Origin of the sequence: Clostridium sp. CAG:221, assembly GCA_000435835.1 — a bacterium.
Classification (GTDB): Bacteria; Bacillota; Clostridia; order Clostridiales; family Clostridiaceae; genus Clostridium.
The window spans coordinates 38063-60752 of sequence record FR883366.1 but is presented as its reverse complement, the minus strand read 5'-3'; the positions used below and the strand labels follow the sequence as shown (position 1 = coordinate 60752).

Here is a 22690-nt window from a genome sequence, read left to right as displayed (position 1 = left end):
AGGAATCCATATTTCACTTTCATTTATCTTTAGCTACCCAAAATAATATACTTTTATTATTTACAGCTTCATATAATATTTCTTTCTTATGATGTATTTCTTCCTCAATTAATTCCTTTTCACATTCACCTCCTGATTTTTTAAATGTATCAGGAATTGTAATTTTAAATAATTCATATGCACCTTCTATATCTTTTTCTGTAAGTCTAGTTATTAATAAATTACTTTTCATAATTACACCTCATGAATAACCAATATGTCTTTAACATTATTTTACAGTATATTTGTATTATATCAAAAATATTATAATCTAATCTTGTAATAAAGCTTCTTCATAAAAAAACTAGCAACATATATTGTTACTAGTTTTTTATTGATATTTATATTTTATTTTTTTACACCGGCAATAATAAATCTGCTTTTTTTAATACTGGTCTTATAGCATTATATAAGATTGTTACTACCACCACAGAAACTATAGCATTGATAAATGTTGTAGCAGCACTTAATTTAGCTAAAATCATGGCTGCATCTTGTGGTTGCCCTAATACATACTGCTTATAGAAGAATCCCACCACTGGATCAGCTATAACATTAAATGCTAAACCTCCAATTGCTGCAATAATACTCCATTTTAAAATATACTTTTTATCATTACTTTCATTTATCTTAGCATACTTATGTGCTATTAAACCTGTTATTAAACCAATACATAGCTTTAACACAAAAGTTTTAGGTGCCACTAGTATATAAACAGGATCTAATAAATCTGCTATGGTCATTCCTATAGCTCCTGCTAATCCCCCATACCATCCACCAAGAAGCAAGCTTGCCAAAACACAAAAAGCATTACCAATATGAAGTGATGTTGCATCTCCTCCTGGTACTGGAATTTTGATTTGCAAATAAGTAAATGATACAAAACATAATGCTGCCATTAATGCTGTTTCAGTTAATTTTTTTAATCTAAGTCCGTTTTTCAAATTAATACCCCCTTAATATTTTCACTTATACCTATATTTTACAAATATTTTTATATTTCATCAATTGTATCCATACACATTGTAATTTTCCACTATAGGTATATTTTAATTAATTAAGCTCAAACTTAAGTTGATAGATTATCTTTTTTTGATATAATAATTTTAAAAAACAAGGAGGAAAATTTATGTTTGGAGAAGATACATATAAAGAAGATATAAAATCATTTAAACAAATACATTCAACAGAAGCTGATAAATTATTATCATCAGAAAAACTTACTGTTGTTTATATAGGTAGAGAAACATGTCCATATTGCCGTAAATTTGCTAAAAAGTTAGGTAACTTATATAACAAGCTAAATACTGTAATTTACTATGTAAATAGTGAAGATTTTTCCGATAATGAAATAAGCTCATTTAGAGAAAAATATCATGTTGTAACAGTACCTGGATTTATTGTCAGTAAAAATGGTAAATACGAAATTCATTGTGATTCTTCCATGTCAGAAGATGAAATAATAAATATGCTAAAATAAACTTTTAAAAAAAGCAGCTTAGATTATTAATCTAAGTTGCTTTTCTATTTCTATTGTATTAATCCACGTATGATGGCACCATCATACTTAGCTTGAAGAATTGATGTTGATGGATCATAATTTTCTAAAATTATTATTGTAATATCCTTTGCAGGATCATATTCTGTGTAAGAATTAAATCCATCAATAACACCGCTATGCCTTATAATTCCATCACTGATTATTAAACCAAATCCATATCCACTATCTTCTGAAGGTGTTATAATTTCATTATAAGACTCTTGTGAAAGTAATTTTCCTGTATGGAACATTCTCTCCCATCTAAGTAAATCATATACGTTAGTATATATATTACCAGCTGCAAAAGTAAATTTAGGATTTACAACAATTTCTCCTGATTCAACACTTCCATGACCTTTTGCATCTGTATCCTCTGCACTCATACTTGATATTTTCATTCCACAAGGCTTAAATATATTTTCTTTTATATAATCTTCATATGAAACTCCAGATGCTTGTTCAATTATCAAACCTAGTAGATAATAATTTGTATTGCAGTAATCATATGCTTGTCCAGGCTCAAATTGTAATTCATTTAAATATAAATTATTTAAAATTATATCTGCTGTCCATCTCGAATCTGACACATACTCATCAAAATATGGTTTTTCTCTATAATCATTTAAAATTTTTAAACTTTCTTCATCTTTAAAATACAATTCTGGTGCATTTAAATAATCAACAAGCCCAGATCTCATTTGTAATAATTCTCTTACTGTTATCTGATTTGCATATTTAAAATTTGGAAAATACTTATCAATGGTATCATCAAGATTTACTTTCCCATCTTCCACCAATTGCATTATAGCTACTGCTGTAATTTGTTTTGTATTTGATGCTATAGCAAAACGTGTAGTTAATTTATTTACTATATTATCATCATAATCTGCATTTCCATAAGCTTTAGCAAATTTAATTTCATTGCCTTGTGCTACCAATGCTACTCCTTGAAAACTCTTATATGCACTTTCTTCATCTAAATATTTTTCCACCTCTTCATAGCCTGGAGCTACTATTTTTTCCAAAGTATCATCTTCTGATATAATATCAGTTATTTCTTCCTGAACGCTTATATCATATTCATCATTATTATTCTTACTTTCATTAATCTCTTTAGCTTCAACAGCTTTTTTTTGAATATTTGTACTACTTGCTACTCTTACTGTATTCTTATTACATCCAGTTACATTTATCATACATCCTAGAATAAGTAATACTGCCAATAACCTGTGCTTCTTCATAATTTCCTAAACTCCTATACTTACTTCTTTAATTAACCTTAATGTCTAATAAAAAGTATATCATAATTTTTAGCACAAGTACTAGCTTCATTTATTTCTATGGAAATAAATGCCTTATATTTACTATGTAATCTTTGATATAATATTACTAAAAAGAAAAAGGAGGTTTAATATGAATGTTATTGTCTGCCTAGATGATAAAAACGGAATGCTCTTCAATAAAAGAAGACAAAGTCAAGATAAAATCCTTCGATTAAATATAAAGGAATTTATCCATAATAAAAATTTATTTATGAACAATTATTCCTATAAGCTTTTTAAAGATATTGATACTGGAAACATCAAAGTTTCTGAAGACTTTCTAAATTTATCCCATGATGGTTTTTTCTTAGTAGAAGATAAATCATTAAAACCTTATGAAGATAAAATCAATACTTTAATTATTTATAAGTGGAATAGAATTTATCCTGCTGATTTACATTTTGATATTAATGTAAATGATGTGTCATGGGAATTGATTGATTCTGAAGAATTCAATGGTTCATCTCATGAAAAGATTACAAGAGAAATATATAGGAGAACTACTAATGAAAAAACTACTTAATTTTAAAAACTCATTAATTATGCTGATGGCAGCACTACTTTGTTTAAGTGGACTTATTGGTTGCTCGTCCACTTCAGCATCTGATGGTATTGGACAAGCTCTTAATATTATTGAACAAGTTATAGACAGCTCTAATAAGAATAATATAGTTTTAAACAATCCAACTGAAAATTCTAATGAAAGCAATATTAACATTAATAATATCCCTGCTTATTCTGGAAATGACTACATAGTATTAAATAATAATGTGCCGAATTTTTCTGACTCTGATTTAACTACTACTTCATTTGAAGAATATAGCCCACTGGACAACTTAGGTAGATGTGGTGTTGCCTATGCCAATATAGGTACTGATTTAATGCCTACAGAAGGTAGAGAATCTATTAGTTCAGTTAAACCTAGTGGATGGCAATCAATTAAATATGATATAGTTGAAGGTAAATATCTTTACAATAGGTCACACTTAATTGGATTTCAGTTAACAGCAGAAAACGCCAACAAAAACAATTTAATAACTGGAACTAGATATTTTAATGCTACATTAATGCTGCCTTATGAAAATATGGTTGCTGACTATGTAAAAGAAACAAATAACCATGTTTTATACAGAGTAACTCCTGTTTTTGAAGGAAACAACCTTGTGGCAACAGGAGTACAAATGGAAGCAAAATCTGTAGAAGATAATGGAGAAGGTATTGAATTTAACGTATTTGTTTATAATGTACAACCTGGAATAACTATAGATTATGCCACTGGGGATAGTGCACTTGCCGGTGAAGAAATACCTAGTGGAAAATCTCCTGATAATTCATCTTCATCAAATACAGCAGATAGTTCTTCTACTGAAGAAACTATAATTAGAGGAAATTCTAAATCAAAGATATATCACTGCCCTGGACAAAGAGATTATGAAAATATGGCTGACTCTGTATACCTTATTAACTTTAATAGTGAAGAGGAAGCAATTGCCGCGGGCTACAGAAAAGCCTCTAGGTAAAATTAAATTTGCTGACAAATATTAATTATTAAAAATACATAAAGTATGTATGAAGGTTACTTTTCATACATCCTTTTTCATATTTATATTGTTATTTATTTTCTTTATTCTTATTTCTATTTCTTACAGGAACAAATTCTGAAGTTGTATCATCTGGAGCGATATATCTGTAATCTCCATCCTTATCCTTTTTAAGACCTAATAGTGCCATTTTCTTTTTAGTGTTTTTTTGTTTTACAGCCATTTAATTCACCTCAATATTTATATTTACCACTAAAAAGCATATTATTCTTCATTAATTAAAGGAGCTATTATTTATCTAATAACTCTTTAAACTTATTTTCCCACCCAGTATTTGAAGGATTATCATTTCCCTTATTATCTAAATAGTATTTTAATAGCATTATTTCTTCTTCCTGTGATCTGAAGCTTAAAAAGATATTTTGCAAATCATTATTGCTAACTGCCGCCTCTATTCTTGGAACTAGATTTAAAGCAGTATTCTTAACATATTTTATTTCAAAATCATCCTTAATGGATAGCTTCAAACATATGTGATCAACTGCTTTTTCTATTTTTGCTTTTAAATCATCACTATTATTACCTCTAAAATTTTCTAATAATACTTTAGCCTGGATATTAGATATCTCCAAATCATATATGTCTTTATTCAATAAAGTAAGACCAATAGCATTGGTTAATACTGGTTCAAAAATGTTTATTAATAACTCTTCATAATTGCTACAATAGCTCTTTAAAACCTCTATAATATCTTCTTTTTTAAAATTGCTACAAAACTTATTTTCAAAAAGTAATCTTTTAAGATACTCATTAATATATTCAATTCCCTGAAGGTTTTCAGGTAGAGCATTAGACAGCTGATAATCTATGCTACAATTTACCTGGTGAGCAAAAAATCTATAGTTATAATACTTTAAGCCTTTCCCTATTTCAGCTATTGTATCAATATATGATATATTATCTACGCCTATAGAGCTATCTATTACCGCCTCTAATAATTTTTTCCTTTAGCAATATCCTTTTCTATATTAACCCATGCAAACTTTAATATTTTCTCTAAATCTCCATTTTCTAATAACACAACTGATGTTTTTAAATCTCCTAACTCTCTCTTTAATAAAAAGCAAATAGACCTAAGTAACTCCTCTACCACTTCTTCCGGAACAGAACTACTATCTCCCATAGTATATCTTTCTGTTACTTTTCCCAGTAACTCCCAAAGTTTTAATACTATTATTTCTCTATGATTTTCATTTAGATTTTCCAAGTTATTTTCTGTTAAAATATCAAGATATAAATTATTATGATCCATAGCACCCTCCTATTAAGCCTTACTCTAAACCATTAAGACCATATCTTGTGCCACGGCAAAGTTCTTCTAAACTGGTTCCACTTAAATACTCTATTGAGCCTTGACATTTACCATCAAAATCTCTTTTCATAAATTCAATAAGTTCACCATCAGATATCTGCTCCATGGCTTCTCCTTTAAAAAAATAAAAAATATCCTGCAATTCTTCTAAAGTTTCTTCATAATTATTTTGCATAATATATGGTGAATCACAAAATGCTTCAATTAACTTTTTTATTTTTTCAATTTAGCTACTTAACTTATAAAATAATATATAACTTAGAAAATTTCCTCTAGGAATTCTCTCATTTCTTGTCAAGCAGCCTTGCTTTCTTCTAAATAGGGTTCTTTATAATTGGCACCTTGGAAATAAATAGGATTATCTATCTGATTACTCATTTTAAGACCATATCTTCCAAGTATCACATCCTTTTCAATATTTGTTTTTACTGATGGAAAATCATTTGCTGCATTACTCCAAGGTGAAATAGCAATAACTGCTTTTGGTAATGGTATATTATGATCTTTTAAATATAATGTTGTAGCTAATGCTAAGTTACCTCCTGCTGAATCTCCTGTTATTATTATGTTATTACTATCATATCCTTGCTCTAGTATCCATTTATAAACTGTTACTGCATCTTCAAGAGCTGCTGGATATCTATTTGTTGGTGCAACACGATAATCTACACTAAATACTTCTGCTCCCCCAACCATTTCAGAATACTTTACTGCTGTATCTCTATATGGGTCACATAATGCTACTATATATCCACCTCCATGGATTTGAAATATAATATTGTTTGTCCCTTTTTCCTTAGGCACTAAATGCTCAACTGGTATATCATTAACCTTAAATCTTTCATTTTTAAATCCTTTTGGTGGTTGCCATTCTGAAGAAATAAACTCTCCATTAGGTAATTGATCAATATAACCTACTACATTTTCTAATGTTTGCTGAATAATCTGCTCAGTTTCTCTTTTCATACTATGCTCCTTTAATATACCTTAAAAATCTTATATCTATATATCATATTATTATTATGTCTATTTTATTAAAAGTAAAAAATCAAACTTTATTTTTACACTTCTATAACAATAAAGTTTGATTTTTCATCTTCCAAATATAGGTCTATCAACATTTCTCTTATAAATTTCTATAAAAGCTTGTAAAGAAATACTATTTGCAATAATCCCTATTATATTTGCTAATATGGCAAGCTTATTAGGTTCTAAGTATTTAGAATCTATAACATCACCACACTCATTAACTAAGTGTGAATACACTTGATAACTTACATACAATAACATAATTCTTTCAACTAAGTATAAACATGCTCCAATTAATGCTGGAATATCTGGATTTTGAATATTACTTTTACCATTACTTTTACTATTATCATACTTACTATTTATAAGTTCAAAACTTTCTAAAGTAGCAATTAAAAATGAAAAATCTCCTAAAAATCTAATTTTATATGCTTGAAGCTGAATCTTTAATACCACAGTCCATTGAGGAGTTATTTTTATTGTGCAAATGTTCACTCTTTTGTATAACTCTATAGCACCAATTAAATTAATAAAAAAAAGTAATATTAGATATAAGGAAGAAATTGCTATACTTTCTTCTGGATTGGTACTATAATCAATTTCCCCATTTAAATCTCTAAAGTGTATATTCTCATAAGCCGTAAAACTTACATGGGATATTAATATACTAGCTATAAGTGCTAAAACACAACCATTAACTAAAAATACATTTTCATTGGGCTTATGGTCTGATTTATTGCCACATGCTGATTCAAGTAATATAAGTGCAAAATTACAAAAGAATACATCTGCAGTTAAATATATCATTATTGCTTGCAACTGAATATTTAATAAATATAAAATTTTTTGATCTTTTTCAGATATATTCTTTTTCCCTACTTTATGATGTTTTTTATATTTATGCCTCATTACTTTTCCTCAATGATATTAATAATATATTATATTCCTATATGAAAATTTGTATATGATATTTTTTTCTTCATCAAGAAACTTAATAGTTTTCAACTATTCAAATGATTGCATATATATTCATTATATGTTATTATTGTAAAAGTATGTAATATTTTATTTAAATAGGGGGAATTATGAATGAAAAAGATAATAACTTTAACTTCAGCAGTTTTATTAGGTTTAAGTTTTACAAGCTGTGCTAAAAATAATTCTAATGAGGTATCTAGCACATCAGTAGCGGATAACATCATTTCTTATCCTGAAGGATATGATACTACATCTCAAGGCGCATCTTCTTATGCTAACTCAGGAGATCACTTAAATTCAAAGTACTTTGCCCAATTAGACGTTTATAATTTAAAATCTACTGATACACTTACTATTTTACCCAAATTTAAGACATATCAACAAACTAAAGAGTATACATGTGGACCTGCAACTGCACTTATGGTTTTAGAGCATTTTGGTGAAAAAAATTATGATGAGCTTCAAATTTCTGAAATGATGAAATGCCATAAAGATTTAAATAACAATAATACAGAAGATCCTGGTGTTGCTAATGAACGCGGTGAATATGGAACTTCTACTGATAGAATGGTTAGCTTCTTTGAGCAAATAGGTTGGAATGTTACTTCAAGCTTAAATGAAGGAACTCTAGAAGGTGGATATACATTTGATGATCCTACTCTTTTTAGAGACTGGGTTATAACTAACCTTAAAGATAATACTCCTATAATGGTAGAATGGATAGACTGGGCAGGGCATTGGTCAAATATAATTGGTTATGATACTATGGGTACTGATTCTTTTGGAGATGATGTAATAATCCTTGCTGATCCATATGATACTTCTGATCATATGCAAGATGGCTATCATATAGTACCTGCTGAAAGATTCTTCTATATGTGGCTTGACAAAAAAATATTACCTGAAGATCAAGATGTACAACAATGGCTTATTGCTACACCTGCTAATTAAACACTTACAGTCTGTCATTATATTCCTACTTTTCATGATAGGCTATAATAAAAAAAGATAAAATAAAACCTGGGCATTTTATATACATTTTAACACAAAATACACCAATGAAGTATTCTAACAGAGGCAAATCTTAAAACTAAAGAATGTTATTTATTCCTATATAAATATTTCAATAATAAAGAACGTAAAAAAGCGGATTGTTCATACTCCGCTTTTGCTCATCTAATATCTTTAAAATTACCACTGTATTCCCCTACTATCTTCCTCAGCCTTAATAAGGGCAACATTATACGTTTCAATTTCATTTAAACTTATGCTGCTGGCATCTGAGTACCTTGGTACATACCAGCTTTGTGATTCAAAATAACTTTTAAATCTATCTAACTTAAATATATATCCATGTCTTGCATAAATTTCGTTTCTTGCTATGCCAAGTTGATAATCTGAAAGGCTACTTACTTGACTTTGAGATAAATATTCAGTGCTACTTTGTGGAAAAATAAAATCACTACTATAATATACAGGCTGTGGTTTTTCTTGCACAATAATCACCGGATCTGGTTTAGAATCCTCAGTTATATTAATATTTACATCCTTATTATCATTTTTAGCGTTTTGTCGTTCTACCTCTTCCTTAACTTGTTCTTTAATCCGTTCTTCCTCTTGACGTTTTTCCTCCTCTTCTTCCTTAGCTTTCTTATTTTCCTCTTCAAGCTCTGCCCGTACTTGCTCTTTTATTGACTCTATGTCTACCTTTTCTTTATCAGCTGACCTACTACATCCAATAAAACAAGCCACTGAAATAATTGCTACTATTACACTAACAATTTTCTTCTTCATAGCTCTCCTCATTGCTTTTTTATTTGCAGTATATACTATTCATAAAGATATAATTTAATTCATAAATTGCTATAGTAAAAAAAAACGGATTATTACTAATCCGTTTTTACTCATTATTGACCATATTTATAAATTTACTATTATAGGGTAAAAAAATACTTTTATTTTGCTATGCCAATATCTTTTCTATAGTATTTCCCTTGGAAGTTAACTAACTCCACTTTTTCATATGCATCTTTTCTTGCTTCTTCTACTGTAGTTCCTAAACCAACAACAGATAATACTCTACCACCGCTAGTTCTTAAAACTTCGTCTTGTAGCTGTGCTCCTGCTAAAAACACTTTATCTTTTATAGATTCATCAATGGTAATTTCAAAGCCTTTTTCAAAACTTCCTGGATATCCATCTGATGCTAAAACCACATTAACACAAGACCCATCCATCCATTTAACTTTCACTTCATTTAACCTTTGTTCTAGTGCTGCTTCAATAAGCTCCACTAAATCACTTTCCATTAAAGATAAAACTGATTGAGTTTCAGGATCTCCCATTCTTACATTATACTCTAAAAGGTAAGTTCCCTTTTTAGTAATCATTAGTCCAAAGAAAATTATTCCTTTAAAATCAAAGCCTTCTTCCTTAATACCATTTAAAGTCTTTGTCATGATATTTTCTTCAAAATCCTTCATTACCTCTTCTGTAACGTATGGGTTTGGAGCCACAACTCCCATACCTCCAGTGTTTGGACCATTGTTACCATCAAAAATTTGCTTATGGTCTTTAGCTGAAATAAAAGGTATTATAGTTTTACCATCACAAATTGAAAGTATTGATGCTTCTACACCTTCCAAGAACTCTTCTATAACAACCTTTTGTCCAGCACCTTTAAATATGTCAGATACCATAAAATCATCGATGGTATTTAAAGCCATCTCTTTAGTTTCTGCTATAACAACACCTTTACCAGCTGCTAAACCATCAGCTTTGATAACTATTGGGTATTCACAGCTTTCTAAATATGATTTTGCTTCATTACAGTCAGTAAAAGTACCGTACTTGGCAGTTTTAACTCCATACTTTTTCATAAAGTCTTTAGAAAAGCTTTTGCTACCTTCCAGCTGTGCACCATTTTTATCTGGCCCAAAACATTTTAGGCCAGCTTCCTTAAATTTATCTGTAATCCCTTTAGTTAATGGGTCTTCTGGTCCAACTACAGTTAGTGCTATATCATTATTCTTAGCAAAAACAACTAATTCATCTATATCTGTTATATTTATATTTTCACATTTATTTTCTATGGCAGTTCCACCATTACCAGGAGCTACAAATATCTTAGAAACCTTATTGCTTTTAGCCATCTTCCAAGCCAATGCATGCTCTCTACCACCAGAACCAACTAATAAAACTTTCATTTTAAATCCTCCATCATATGAAAATTACGAATTATGAATTACGAACTTAGATAATGATGAATGATGAGTGATGAATGATGAATTGCGGAATGAACTTCTAGGAAGTTCAAAAAATTATATTTTCAGAAATTCTATGAATTTCATCCTTAATTCATAATTCGTAATTCATAATTCATCATTAACCTAATTAGTGTTTAAAGTGTCTTACTCCTGTAAATACCATAGCAATTCCATGTTTATTGCAGGCATCTATTGATAATTGATCTCTTATTGATCCACCTGGTTGAATTATTGCCTTTATACCATACTTAGCACATTCATCAACAATATCATTAAATGGGAAGAATGCATCTGAAGCTAGTATAGTTGCCCCTTGGCCTCTTCTAAGTGCATCTTGTGTTGGCCAAATTCTATTAACTTGTCCACCTCCAATACCAACAGCAACTCCGTCCTTCACTGTTACTATGGCATTAGATTTAACATATTTAACAACCTTCATACCAAAGATCATATCTCTCATTTCTTCATCAGTTGGAGCTTTTTCAGTTACAACTTTCACTTCATCTAAAAGCTTAGTGTCTTCTTCTTGAACTAAAATACCACCATCAACTGTTACCATATATTTTTTAGCACATGGTTTAGTATTACATTTAATTACTCTTAAATTCTTTTTAGCTCTTAATACTTCTAAAGCCTCTTCATCATATCCTGGAGCTGCAATAACTTCTAAGAATATCTTAGACATCTCTTCTGCAGTTGCCTTATCAATAGTTCTATTAATTGCTACAATTCCTCCAAAGATTGAATCTGGATCTACATCATGAGCTTTTTTATAAACTTCTAAAACAGACTCTCCAATAGCTACACCACAAGGAGTATTATGTTTTAATGCACAACAAGCTATTTCTTCAAATTCATTAGCTACTTTCCAAGCAATATCTAAATCTTTAATATTGTTATAAGATAACTCTTTACCATTTAAAACTTCAAAGTCTTCCATAGCTCCATCAAATTCAGTTGATGTGTAATATGCTGCACTTTGATGTGGATTTTCACCATATCTTAAAGATTGTTTCTTCTTATATGATACTGAAAGGTATTCTGGATATTCTTCATCTCCTAATAGGAAGTTAGAAATAGCTGCATCATATGCACTCATAAGATTAAATACTTTTCCTGCTAATTTCTTTCTTAAAGCATAACTTACATCGCCAGTTTCCTTTATTTCATTCATAACAGCTTCATAGTCAGCTACATCTGAAATAACTACAACATCTTGGAAGTTTTTAGCTGCTGCTCTTAGCATTGTTGGTCCACCAATATCAATGAATTCAACTTTTTCTTCAAAAGATAAATTTTCTCTAACCTTTTCAAAGAATGGATATAAATTAACTATTACCATATCAATAGTATCTATATTTCTTTCCTTGATAGTTTCCATATGCTCTTCATTATCTCTTATTGCAAGAATACCAGCATGAATAATAGGATGTAATGTTTTAACTCTTCCATCTAACATTTCTGGGAAATTTGTTACTTCATTAACTTCAGTAACCTTTAACCCATTATCCTTTAAATGCTTGTAAGTTCCTCCTGTTGAAATTATTTCAACACCATTTTCTGATAAGAATTTAGAAAAATCTAATATACCCTCTTTGTTGAACACACTAATTAACGCTCTCTTAATCATATAAAAAGCCTCCTATTTACCAATCTTTACTATTCCGTCTATTATTTGAATTTTCTTATGACCAATAAGCTCTATTGCCTTTGGTAACAATTTATGCTCTTGTACTAATACTCTTTTTTGTATATCTTCTGCAGTATCTTCAAAATACACTGGTACTGTTTCTTGTAAGATGATTGCTCCACCATCTACTTCTTCATTAACAAAATGCACCGTACATCCTGTGTATCTTACCCCTGATTTCTTTACTGCATTATGAACATGCATTCCATACATCTTATCACCGCAAAAGCTTGGAATTAATGATGGATGGATGTTGATTATTCTATTTTTAAATTCTCTCAGTATTTCCCCATCCAAAATTGAAAGATATCCTGCTAAAACTATTAAGTCTACTTTACCTTTAGTCAGCTCTAGTATTTTATTTGAAACTTCACTGCCATATTCTTTTTTAGATACAACAAAAGTTTCAACACCTGCATTTTTTGCTCTTTCCAAGCCATAAATACCTTCCTTACTGCCAATAACCATTTCCACTTGATAGTTTTTGTTTTCATAATCTAAAATTGACTGGAGGTTAGAACCTCCACCAGATACAACTACTGCTATTTTAAGCAAACTCCTTCACCTCCAGCTGTAACAACGCCAATTTCGTATGCCTTTTCGCCCATAGCTTCTAATTCATTTAAAATAGCTTGTACATCAGCTTCATTTACACATAAAACAAATCCTATACCCATGTTAAATGTATTATACATATGATCTCTAGCAACGCCTCTGCTAATCATATCTTCAAAGATTGCTGGCAATGGATAGCTGTCTTTTCTTATTTCAGCTGTAAGCTCTGCTCCATTAAACATTCTTGGAACATTTTCTATAAATCCACCACCTGTTATATGGCTCATCCCTTTAATATTAAACTTTTCAATTAAGCTTAATACTGGCTTTACATATAATTTAGTTGGTGTAATAAGCGTCTTCCATACCTCTTCACCATTAAACTCTTCATTTAAATCAGTATATAGTTTTCTTACTAAAGAAAATCCATTAGAATGTACTCCTGATGAAGCTATACCTATAAGCTTGTCACCTGGCTTAATGTCTTTTCCATTGATGATTTTATCCTTATCTACAATACCTACAGCAAAACCTGCAATATCATATTCTCCTTCTTTATAGAACCCTGGCATTTCAGCAGTTTCTCCACCAATTAAAGCACAACCTGATTCTACACATCCATCTGATACTCCTTTAACTAAATCGGCAGCAACTTCTGCTTCTAGCTTTCCACATGCTATATAATCTAAGAAGAATAATGGCTTTGCACCATGACATAAAATATCGTTAACGCACATAGCAACACAATCAATACCTACTGTGTCATATTTCTTTGTTTTAAAAGCTAACTCTAATTTAGTACCAACTCCATCTGTTCCTGATACTAGCACTGGCTTCTTATACCCTTCTGGTAATTCAACCATTCCAGCAAAGCTTCCAAGACCATTTAAAACATATTGACTCATTGTCCTACTTGCATATTCTTTTATAAGCTTTACTGACTTATAACCCTCTTCTATATTAACTCCAGCTTCTTTATAAGTTATCATTATAAAACACTACCTTTCTTAAACACCTTTTTCACTTTCAATTGGTGTTGCCACAGGGTATACACCGCTAAAGCAACCTACACAGTATCCTTGATCTTCTTTAAAGCATTTATACATGCCTTCCATTGATAAATATCCAATAGAATCACATCCGATAGCTTCTCTTATTTCTTCTAATGAATGATTAGCTCCTATTAAATCTTTTCTATATGGAGTATCTATTCCAAAATAACATGGGAATTTAACTACAGGTGAAGCTACTAAGAAGTGTACTTCCTTTGCTCCTGCCCTTCTTAAAGATTCAACTAAATGCTTAGAAGTTGTCCCTCTTACAATAGAATCATCTATTAATATTACCCTTCTATTTCTTACATTAGCTTTTAATGGATTTAACTTTACTGCTACTGCTCTTTCTCTAATTTCTTGAGATGGTGTAATAAATGTTCTACCAACGTATCTATTTTTAACAAAACCTGTATCATATGGTATTCCTGAAGCTTTTGAATATCCTATGGCTGCCGGTATTCCTGAATCAGGTACTGCCACAACCACATCTGCTTCAATATTATGTTCTTTATATAATTGTTCACCAGCTTTTACTCTTGTTTCATGTACATCAAGCCCATCAATTACTGAATCTGGTCTTGCAAAATATATATATTCAAATGCACATGTTTGACATTGAGTATTTTCTGAATATCTGTATGAATTAATACCATTTTCATCTATAACTATTATTTCACCTGGTTCGATATCTCTAACTAGTTCTGCACCAACAGCATCAAGGGCACAACTTTCTGATGATAAGATATATCCTTCATCAATCTTTCCTAAACATAAAGGTCTTATTCCGTGTGGATCTCTAACACCTATAAGCTTATTTTCTGTTAAGATAACCATGGCAAAAGAACCTCTTACTGCCTGAATAGCATCTAAAATTGCTTTTTCAACACCTTTCTTAGCTCCTCTAGCTATAAGGTTTGCTATAACTTCTGAATCTATTGATGTATGGAACACATGTCCAGCCTCTTCCAATAACTCTCTTATAACATCTGCATTAACAAGCGTTCCATTATGAGCCATTGCAATAGATCCTAATTTGCTTTGACTTAAAAGTGGTTGAGCATTTTCTATTCTTGTATCACCAGATGTTGAATATCTAACATGTCCAATAGCTACATTTCCTTTTAAGGTTGCAAGACTTTCTTGTGAAAAGGCTTCTGTAATAAGCCCCATTCCTTTATGCATATTTATTTCAGTGCCATTGGCAACTGCTATTCCCGCACTTTCTTGTCCTCTATGTTGAAGTGCATATAATCCATAATAAGTCATTGAAGCAACATCCATTTCCCTATTTGAATAAACACCAAACACACCACATTCATCTTTAAATTTATCATTGCTTGGATCCATTATAATATTGTCTACCTTAAGACTCATCCTTAATACCCCCGAAATCTTTTTACTTAGAAAGTCTGCTTAATATTTCAACGTAGGCATCTTTAACATTTCCTAAGTCTCTTCTAAATCTATCTTTATCAAGCTTTTCTCCAGTTGTTGCATCCCAGAATCTGCAAGTATCTGGTGAAATTTCATCTGCTAAAACTATTTCTCCGTTATATCTTCCAAACTCTAATTTAAAGTCTATAAGATTAATGTTAGCTTTTAAGAATAATCCCTTTAAAACTTCGTTAATTTTTGCTGTTAATTCATATATTTTATTTAACTCTTCAAATGTAGTTGCTCCTATAGCTACTGCATGATAGTCATTTATTAATGGATCTCCTAGAGAATCATCTTTATATGATAATTCAAATACTGTAGTCTTAAGCTCTGTTCCTTCTTCTAATCCTAATCTCTTAGCCATTGAACCAGCTGCCACATTTCTAACTATTACTTCTAGAGGTACTATTTCTACCTTCTTACATAATTGTTCTCTATCATTTAACTTTTCAATAAAGTGAGTTGGTACTCCATTTTGTGCTAAAATTTCAAATAATGTAGCTGTTATAGCATTATTCATTACACCTTTATCTTCTATTTGACCTTTCTTTTCTCCATTGAAAGCAGTTGCATCATCTTTGTAATATACAATTACTTCATCAGCTTTATCTGTAGCATATATTTTCTTTGCTTTACCTTCGTACATCATTTCTAATTTTTCCATTATAGATCCACTCCTTCACCATTTTCAGCAATAAATTTTTCTTTCATATCTTTTCTATATTGAATTAATTTAGCTTTAAGCTCTTTATCACCAATTGATAACATTTGTACAGCCAACATTCCTGCATTGTAAGCATTATTGATTCCTACAGTTGCCACTGGAATTGATTTTGGCATTTGCACTATTGAAAATAATGCATCAAGACCTTCTATTGCTCCTTTACAAGGAACTCCTATGACAGGAATTACTGTTTGTGAAGCAATTACACCTGGAAGGTGTGCTGCAAGGCCTGCACCAGCAATTATTACTTCACAGCCTTCAGCTTCTATATCTCTTAAAGTTTCTTCTAACTTTTCAGGAACTCTATGAGCTGATAAAACATATGCTTTATATGAAATACCAAATTCCTTTAAACAGTTAGCAGCTCCCTTCATTATTTCCGTATCAGATTTTGATCCAAAAAATATTGCAACTCTCATAAAAAACGCTCCTATCTAAAGTATTTAACACCTGATTCAAAGATCTTTTGATCGAAGTTTCCAGGAACATTTACATATAGGTCTTCTCCAATTCTTTCAGAGTGTCCCATCTTACCTAAAACTCTTCCATCAGGACTTGTTATTCCTTCTATACCTAAAACTGAACCATTTGGATTAAATGGCATATCCAGTGATACATTTCCTTCTAAATCTACATATTGAGTAGCTATTTGATCATTAGTAATTAATTGTCTTAATAGCTCTTCATTTGCAATAAATCTACCTTCACCATGAGATATTGCTACATTGTGAATATCCCCTACATTTACTTCACTAAACCAAGGTGATTTGTTAGATGTAATCTTAGTTCTTATTATTGAACTCATATGTCTATTGATATTATTGTAAGTTAATGTTGCCATATCCTCTTCTATATCAACTATTTCACCATATGGTACTAAACCTAACTTTATTAATGCTTGGAATCCGTTACAGATACCTAATACTAATCCATCTCTATTTTTTAGTAAATCATTTACTGCATCTTTAATTCTTTCATTTCTAAAGATTGTAGCAATAAACTTTCCTGATCCATCTGGTTCATCTCCTGCTGAGAATCCTCCTGGAATCATTATTATCTGACTTTCTCTTATTTGTTTTTCCAATGCTTCAATTGATTCAAGTAATGCACTCTTAGAGTAATTCTTAAACACTAACTCTGTAGTTTCAGCTCCTGCCTTAGTAAATGCTCTGTTACAATCATATTCACAGTTTGTTCCTGGGAATACTGGGATAATTACTCTTGGTTTAGCAGTCTTGATGCTTGGACTACTTGGTAATATTATTTTCTTTTCTTCAACTTTAATTTCTGGAACTGATTCTTGTGACTTTTCAGTTTCAATTTTAAATACTGTAGATAATTTCTTTTCATATATGCTTATTAAATCATCTATATTGAAAGTGAAATCATATTCTTCTGATATAATTACAGGCTTTTCTATAGTTTCACCAATTACTTTATAGCTACATCCCTCAAAGGCTTTATTTAAATCTTCATCAGCTGCTACTTCTACTATTACACTTCCATAATTTAAGCCAAATAGCTCTTCCTTGCTTAAACCATGGAATTTAATACCAATCTTATTACCAAATGATATTTTAGAAAGTGTTTCTGCTATTCCACCAAATCTAACTGTTGAAGCTGATAACACTTTTTTATTAGAAGTTAATTTATATAATGCTTCTAAGTTGTTTTTAAATGTTTCAACATTTAATGTATAATCATCATTTTTCTCAGCCATTAGTAATACTAATTTACTTCCAACTTTCTTAAGTTCATTAGAAACTATCTTACTTGCCTTTTCCACAGCTACTGCAAAAGATACAAGTGTTGGTGGTACATCTAATTGACCAAAGCTTCCTGACATTGAATCTTTTCCACCTATAGCTGGAAGTCCTAAATCACTTTGAGCTTGATATGCACCTAGTAATGCAGCAAATGGTTTACCCCATCTTGATGGATTATTACCTAATCTCTCAAAGTATTCTTGGAATGTTAATCTTATTTTTCTATAATCTCCACCCATAGCAGCTATTTTTGTTACAGATTCTATTACTGCATAATAAGCCATATGATATGGACTCCACATACCAAGTTCAGGATTAAATCCATAACTCATTAGTGTAGCATCTTTACTTTCACCATTTAAAACTGGTATTTTTGCTGCCATACCTTCTGCTGGAGTTAATGCATACTTTCCACCAAAAGGCATCATTACTGTTCCTGATCCAATGGTAGAGTCAAATCTTTCAACTAACCCCTTTTGTGAAGCCACGTTAAGTTCTGTAAGAGTTTTCATCCATCTTTCCTTAACATTAACTTCTTCACCTATAGCTAATGGATATTCTTTTGGTAGTTCTACTTTTACATCAGTAGTTTGTCTAGCTCCATTTGTATCTAAGAATTCTCTTTTTAAATCTACTATCTTTTCACCTCTCCAGAACATTCTTAGACGTTCAGTATCTGTTACTTCTGCCACAACAATAGCTTCTAAGTTTTCTTCTGCTGAAAGACTGATAAATTCTTTAGCATCTTCCTTATTTACTACTACTGCCATTCTTTCTTGGGATTCAGATATTGCTATTTCAGTTCCATCTAAACCTTCATACTTCTTAGGAACCATATCTAAGTTTATATCTAATCCTCTTGTTAATTCACCTATTGCAACTGAAACTCCACCAGCACCAAAGTCATTACATCTCTTGATCATCTTAGCTACTTTTTCATTTCTAAATAATCTTTGAATTTTTCTTTCTGTTGGTGGATTACCTTTTTGAACTTCTGCTCCACATGTATTTATTGACTCTTCAGTATGTTCTTTTGATGAACCTGTTGCTCCACCTATACCATCTCTTCCTGTTCTTCCTCCTAAAAGGATTACTAAATCTGAAGCTTTTGGTTCTTCTCTTACAACATTTTCTTTTGGTGCTGCTGCTATAACAGCTCCTACTTCCATTCTTTTAGCTACATAATTTGGATGATATATTTCTGATACTTGTCCTGTTGCAAGTCCAATTTGATTACCATATGAGCTATATCCATGAGCTGCCCCTAAAACGATAGTTCTTTGTGGAAGCTTTCCATTTAAAGTTTCATCAATTTCTACTGTTGGATCAGCTGCTCCTGTTACTCTCATAGCTTGATATACATATGTTCTACCTGATAATGGATCTCTAATAGCTCCTCCAAGACAAGTTGCTGCACCACCAAAAGGTTCAATTTCTGTTGGGTGATTGTGAGTTTCATTTTTAAACATTACAAGGTACTCTTCATTACCCTTATCAGTTTCTATGTTTACATTTATAGAACAAGCATTTATTTCTTCTGATACATCTAAATCTTCTAATAAACCTTTTTTGCGCATTTCCTTCATAACAATTACTGCTATATCCATAAGATTTTCATCTCTAGTAGTTTCCTTACCATAAACAAAATCTCTTGATTTTAAATATGCATTATAAGATTTAATAAGAGGATTGTTTAGCTTTCCTTCTTCTATTTCTACATTTTCTATAGCTGTTGAAAATGTTGTATGTCTACAATGGTCTGACCAATAAGTATCAATTACTTTTATTTCAGTAATACTTGGATCTCTCTCTTCATTCTTGAAGTAATCTCTTATCATAAGAAGGTCATTAACACTCATAGCTAATCCTAATTCTTTATGGTAAGAAGCAATTTCTTCATCATTTTTTTGTATGAATCCATTTATTATTTCCACATCTGCTGGATCCTCAAGCCCACTTAAAAGTTCTTTACTATATACATCTACTTCTCTTGAATCAACTGGATTAATATAGTAATGTTTAATTTTTTGAACTTCTTCTTCTTTTAAGTTTCCTTTTAAAATAATTACTTTAGCAGTTTTTACTTCTATTCTCTCTCCTGCAGTCAATAATGCATAACATTCTGATGCTGAATCAGCCCTTTGGTCATATTGACCTGGCAGATACTCAACAGCAAAAGCTATTTCTTCATTGTCCATAGGTATCTTCTCTTCATAAAGATTATCTACAGTTTTCTCTGAAAAAACCGAATATAATGACTTTTTATAATCTTCTTCATTGACCTTTCCTAAAATATATTTATTTACTACTCTAACATTTTCTAAACTTTCTACTCTAAGATTTGTCTTAAAATCTTCTAAAAGGCTTTTGCCTTCAACATTAAATCCTTCTTTCTTTTCAACAAATATACTTTTACACCCTATCATATCATACCTCCATCTCAGTTCCGAGAATACGAATATTAATTAATTTCATACAACTATTTTTCGTTTATACTATTATACTAACAACCAAATTTTACTTTGTCAACGAGTTTTTTCTCTTTTTATACCAATTTAGTAATTTAATTGACAGCATTTACGAATGATTATATATGTTTTATGTATTTTAATCTTTTCACCTTAAATATATATCTTTATATATGAAAAAAGCCACATGCTTATGCATGCGGCAAAACCTACGTAACCCTGCTCCGAGTCTTTATTATTTTGTGCAGTTTAATATTTTTATATTCTTAAAGATAAGTAGATCAACTTATTTTATCCAGCTCTTTAGCATATTCTTTAGAATAATCAGTTATTTCCTTAGGATACCCAACATATTCTAATACCTTAATGGCATTTCTAGTCTTAGATATTCCTTTTTTCATCTTATAATCAAAAGTCATTCCATTTTGCTTATCAACATCTTCTGTAAAATATCTAAATTCATATTTATCCTTAAGCATATCTGTTAGTTCTCTATCATGGGTAGCCACAAATGTTATGGCATTGTATTTATTTATATATTCTAAAATTGCTGCTGATGCTGCAACTCTTTCAACAGGATTTGTTCCTCTAAATATTTCGTCTATTACGCAAAATACTGGTACATCCTTTTTAAGTGCTTCAATAATTCTAAGAATTCCCTCAACCTCTGCCATATAGTAACTTTTTCCTGCGTTAACATCATCCTTTGGACTTATGGATGTAACTATATTAAATATTGAACCTTCATATTTTTCTGCTAATACTAAATCAAAAACCTGAGCAAGAACAATGTTTACTCCTACCATCCTTAAGAATGTTGACTTACCTGACATGTTACTTCCTGTAAGCACCATTCCCTTTTTATTTAAATGTATGGTATTTGCAACAGGTTCTTCTAGCAATGGATGTACTCCATTTACTATATTTATAGTAATTTCATTTTTGAATACAGGCTTTGATATATATTCCTCTTTAGCCTCTTTGAATCCACCTATAGATATATAGGCTTCTATTTCACCTAAAAGTTGGTATAATTTTAAGATACTTTCCTTTTTGTCATCTAATTCATTAATTACTCCATAATAAGCACTTTCAACAGTTAAAAACGGTACTGAAAATATTTCAAGTACTCCTCCATACATAGTAAAGATATGTATTAACTTTATTTTACTTGCAATTCCCTGAAGCTCTTTCACAATCTTCTTAATTTCTTCTTTATTTACTATATTATCACCTTTAAGCTTACTTACCTTTGCTGCGGCTTCTAGCATCCTATTTAAATAAATAAGTCCCCCTGCTGAAACATTTTTACGTTCTTTTTCAGCAATAAAAAGATTAATCCACATATTAAAAGCCAAGGCTGCTAAAAATTCTGGCTTTTGTAGAAATATCGAAAGAAGTATAAGTGCTATAGGTATTGCTTTACCCATAATATTGTATATTATATACTTTGCCTTATTTGGTTCTTTTTCACTTTCAATCATTTCAATAAATCTATTTTTCTTATCATATCCTAAGTTAAAGAAAATTAATTTTAGCTGAGCTCTTAAATCTATATCATCATTTATAGCTTCTATCTTTTTGCCTCTTTCAACTATTTCTTCCTTATTTATAAGAGGATTTCTTAACATACTATATAAAACAGATTCTCCAACACTAGAATAACTTCTATCTATCTTTCTATAGACTTCATCCATGTTCAAATCATACCATGTCTGATCATCTAAGGTATATTCATCTTCATCTCTCATATCAAAAAAGCACCTTATATCACCTATAGAGTTAACTATACCTTTTTCCTCTCCATTATATCTTTTAAAGACTTCTAACTTTCCTTTCTTGTCATTTGCTATATAATATACTGCAAAAACAACTATAATTAAAATAATTAAATATCCCATATTACTC

At 30.5% G+C, this 22690-nt stretch carries 21 protein-coding genes and 1 pseudogene; 4 read left to right on the top strand and 18 right to left on the bottom strand.

Going from position 1 to position 22690, the window contains the following annotated elements; translation table 11 throughout:
• Nucleotides 1-19 precede the first annotated feature (19 nt).
• Together Q5O44_RS01940 and Q5O44_RS01935 are read right to left on the bottom strand one after the other, a co-directional pair.
• Entirely contained in the window at nucleotides 20-232 is a 213-nt protein-coding gene (locus tag Q5O44_RS01940) for a hypothetical protein (protein ID WP_022166701.1), read from the bottom strand.
• Nucleotides 233-395: 163 nt separating this feature from the next.
• The gene (locus Q5O44_RS01935; RefSeq protein WP_022166700.1) at nucleotides 396-983 is read right to left on the bottom strand and encodes an ECF transporter S component; all 588 of its coding nucleotides are present in this window, start codon (nucleotides 981-983) and stop codon (nucleotides 396-398) included.
• Nucleotides 984-1168: 185 nt separating this feature from the next.
• On the opposite strand from Q5O44_RS01935, the gene Q5O44_RS01930 reads away from it, so the two are divergent.
• Nucleotides 1169-1519 (top strand): thioredoxin domain-containing protein, encoded by a 351-nt coding sequence (locus Q5O44_RS01930; RefSeq protein ID WP_022166699.1) that lies wholly within the window; start codon nucleotides 1169-1171, stop codon nucleotides 1517-1519.
• Between the two features lie 50 nt (nucleotides 1520-1569).
• Here Q5O44_RS01930 and Q5O44_RS01925 read toward each other — a convergent pair whose 3' ends face one another.
• A complete protein-coding gene (locus tag Q5O44_RS01925) occupies nucleotides 1570-2820 on the bottom strand; it encodes a serine hydrolase (protein ID WP_022166698.1) in 1251 nt (416 codons plus the stop codon).
• A gap of 172 nt (nucleotides 2821-2992) precedes the next feature.
• On the opposite strand from Q5O44_RS01925, the gene Q5O44_RS01920 reads away from it, so the two are divergent.
• Together Q5O44_RS01920 and Q5O44_RS01915 are read left to right on the top strand one after the other, a co-directional pair.
• Complete coding sequence (locus Q5O44_RS01920; protein ID WP_022166697.1) at nucleotides 2993-3424, top strand: hypothetical protein; 432 nt, start codon at nucleotides 2993-2995, stop codon at nucleotides 3422-3424.
• Nucleotides 3408-4421, top strand: a complete 1014-nt coding sequence (locus tag Q5O44_RS01915; protein ID WP_022166696.1) for a DNA/RNA non-specific endonuclease — start codon at nucleotides 3408-3410, stop codon at nucleotides 4419-4421. Before Q5O44_RS01920 ends, Q5O44_RS01915 begins: the two co-directional genes overlap by 17 nt.
• Before the next feature lie 91 nt (nucleotides 4422-4512).
• On the opposite strand, the gene Q5O44_RS01910 is transcribed toward Q5O44_RS01915, so the two are convergent.
• The 5 genes and pseudogenes from Q5O44_RS01910 to Q5O44_RS01890 all read right to left on the bottom strand — a co-directional run bounded on the left by Q5O44_RS01910 (nucleotide 4513) and on the right by Q5O44_RS01890 (nucleotide 7752).
• Nucleotides 4513-4665, bottom strand: coding sequence for a hypothetical protein (locus Q5O44_RS01910; protein WP_022166695.1), 153 nt, complete (start codon nucleotides 4663-4665; stop codon nucleotides 4513-4515).
• A 67-nt stretch (nucleotides 4666-4732) separates the two neighbouring features.
• Nucleotides 4733-5625: pseudogene (locus Q5O44_RS01905) on the bottom strand (DUF6179 domain-containing protein).
• Between the two features lie 148 nt (nucleotides 5626-5773).
• Nucleotides 5774-6019: a DUF6323 family protein gene (locus Q5O44_RS01900; protein WP_368075157.1), complete on the bottom strand. Its 246-nt coding sequence runs from the start codon at nucleotides 6017-6019 to the stop codon at nucleotides 5774-5776.
• 89 nt (nucleotides 6020-6108) lie between these two features.
• Nucleotides 6109-6780, bottom strand: coding sequence for an alpha/beta hydrolase fold domain-containing protein (locus Q5O44_RS01895; RefSeq protein ID WP_022166691.1), 672 nt, complete (start codon nucleotides 6778-6780; stop codon nucleotides 6109-6111).
• A gap of 126 nt (nucleotides 6781-6906) precedes the next feature.
• A complete protein-coding gene (locus Q5O44_RS01890) occupies nucleotides 6907-7752 on the bottom strand; it encodes a hypothetical protein (RefSeq protein WP_022166690.1) in 846 nt (281 codons plus the stop codon).
• Nucleotides 7753-7932: 180 nt separating this feature from the next.
• On the opposite strand from Q5O44_RS01890, the gene Q5O44_RS01885 reads away from it, so the two are divergent.
• Entirely contained in the window at nucleotides 7933-8772 is an 840-nt protein-coding gene (locus Q5O44_RS01885) for a C39 family peptidase (protein ID WP_022166689.1), read from the top strand.
• Between the two features lie 240 nt (nucleotides 8773-9012).
• Here the strand turns inward: Q5O44_RS01885 and Q5O44_RS01880 are convergent, their stop codons facing one another.
• From Q5O44_RS01880 to Q5O44_RS01835, 10 genes are all read right to left on the bottom strand, one after another.
• Nucleotides 9013-9615, bottom strand: coding sequence for a YARHG domain-containing protein (locus Q5O44_RS01880; protein WP_022166688.1), 603 nt, complete (start codon nucleotides 9613-9615; stop codon nucleotides 9013-9015).
• A 161-nt stretch (nucleotides 9616-9776) separates the two neighbouring features.
• The gene (gene purD / locus Q5O44_RS01875; RefSeq protein ID WP_022166687.1) at nucleotides 9777-11027 is read right to left on the bottom strand and encodes a phosphoribosylamine--glycine ligase; all 1251 of its coding nucleotides are present in this window, start codon (nucleotides 11025-11027) and stop codon (nucleotides 9777-9779) included.
• 187 nt (nucleotides 11028-11214) lie between these two features.
• Complete coding sequence (gene purH, locus Q5O44_RS01870; RefSeq protein ID WP_022166686.1) at nucleotides 11215-12717, bottom strand: bifunctional phosphoribosylaminoimidazolecarboxamide formyltransferase/IMP cyclohydrolase; 1503 nt, start codon at nucleotides 12715-12717, stop codon at nucleotides 11215-11217.
• A gap of 12 nt (nucleotides 12718-12729) precedes the next feature.
• Nucleotides 12730-13332, bottom strand: a complete 603-nt coding sequence (gene purN / locus Q5O44_RS01865) for a phosphoribosylglycinamide formyltransferase (RefSeq protein ID WP_022166685.1) — start codon at nucleotides 13330-13332, stop codon at nucleotides 12730-12732.
• Nucleotides 13320-14321, bottom strand: coding sequence for a phosphoribosylformylglycinamidine cyclo-ligase (gene purM, locus Q5O44_RS01860; protein ID WP_022166684.1), 1002 nt, complete (start codon nucleotides 14319-14321; stop codon nucleotides 13320-13322). Before purM ends, purN begins: the two co-directional genes overlap by 13 nt.
• Before the next feature lie 18 nt (nucleotides 14322-14339).
• Nucleotides 14340-15761: an amidophosphoribosyltransferase gene (gene purF / locus Q5O44_RS01855; protein WP_022166683.1), complete on the bottom strand. Its 1422-nt coding sequence runs from the start codon at nucleotides 15759-15761 to the stop codon at nucleotides 14340-14342.
• Nucleotides 15762-15783: 22 nt separating this feature from the next.
• Nucleotides 15784-16488 (bottom strand): phosphoribosylaminoimidazolesuccinocarboxamide synthase, encoded by a 705-nt coding sequence (gene purC, locus Q5O44_RS01850; RefSeq protein ID WP_022166682.1) that lies wholly within the window; start codon nucleotides 16486-16488, stop codon nucleotides 15784-15786.
• Nucleotides 16488-16967, bottom strand: a complete 480-nt coding sequence (gene purE / locus Q5O44_RS01845; protein ID WP_022166681.1) for a 5-(carboxyamino)imidazole ribonucleotide mutase — start codon at nucleotides 16965-16967, stop codon at nucleotides 16488-16490. The genes purC and purE overlap by 1 nt, the downstream gene beginning before the upstream one ends.
• 11 nt (nucleotides 16968-16978) lie before the next feature.
• Nucleotides 16979-20740: a phosphoribosylformylglycinamidine synthase gene (locus Q5O44_RS01840; protein ID WP_022166680.1), complete on the bottom strand. Its 3762-nt coding sequence runs from the start codon at nucleotides 20738-20740 to the stop codon at nucleotides 16979-16981.
• A 323-nt stretch (nucleotides 20741-21063) separates the two neighbouring features.
• Nucleotides 21064-22683 carry a mutS domain protein gene (locus tag Q5O44_RS01835; RefSeq protein WP_022166679.1) on the bottom strand — a complete coding sequence of 540 codons (1620 nt, stop codon included), beginning with the start codon at nucleotides 22681-22683 and terminating at the stop codon, nucleotides 21064-21066.
• Between the last annotated feature and the right edge of the window lie 7 nt (nucleotides 22684-22690).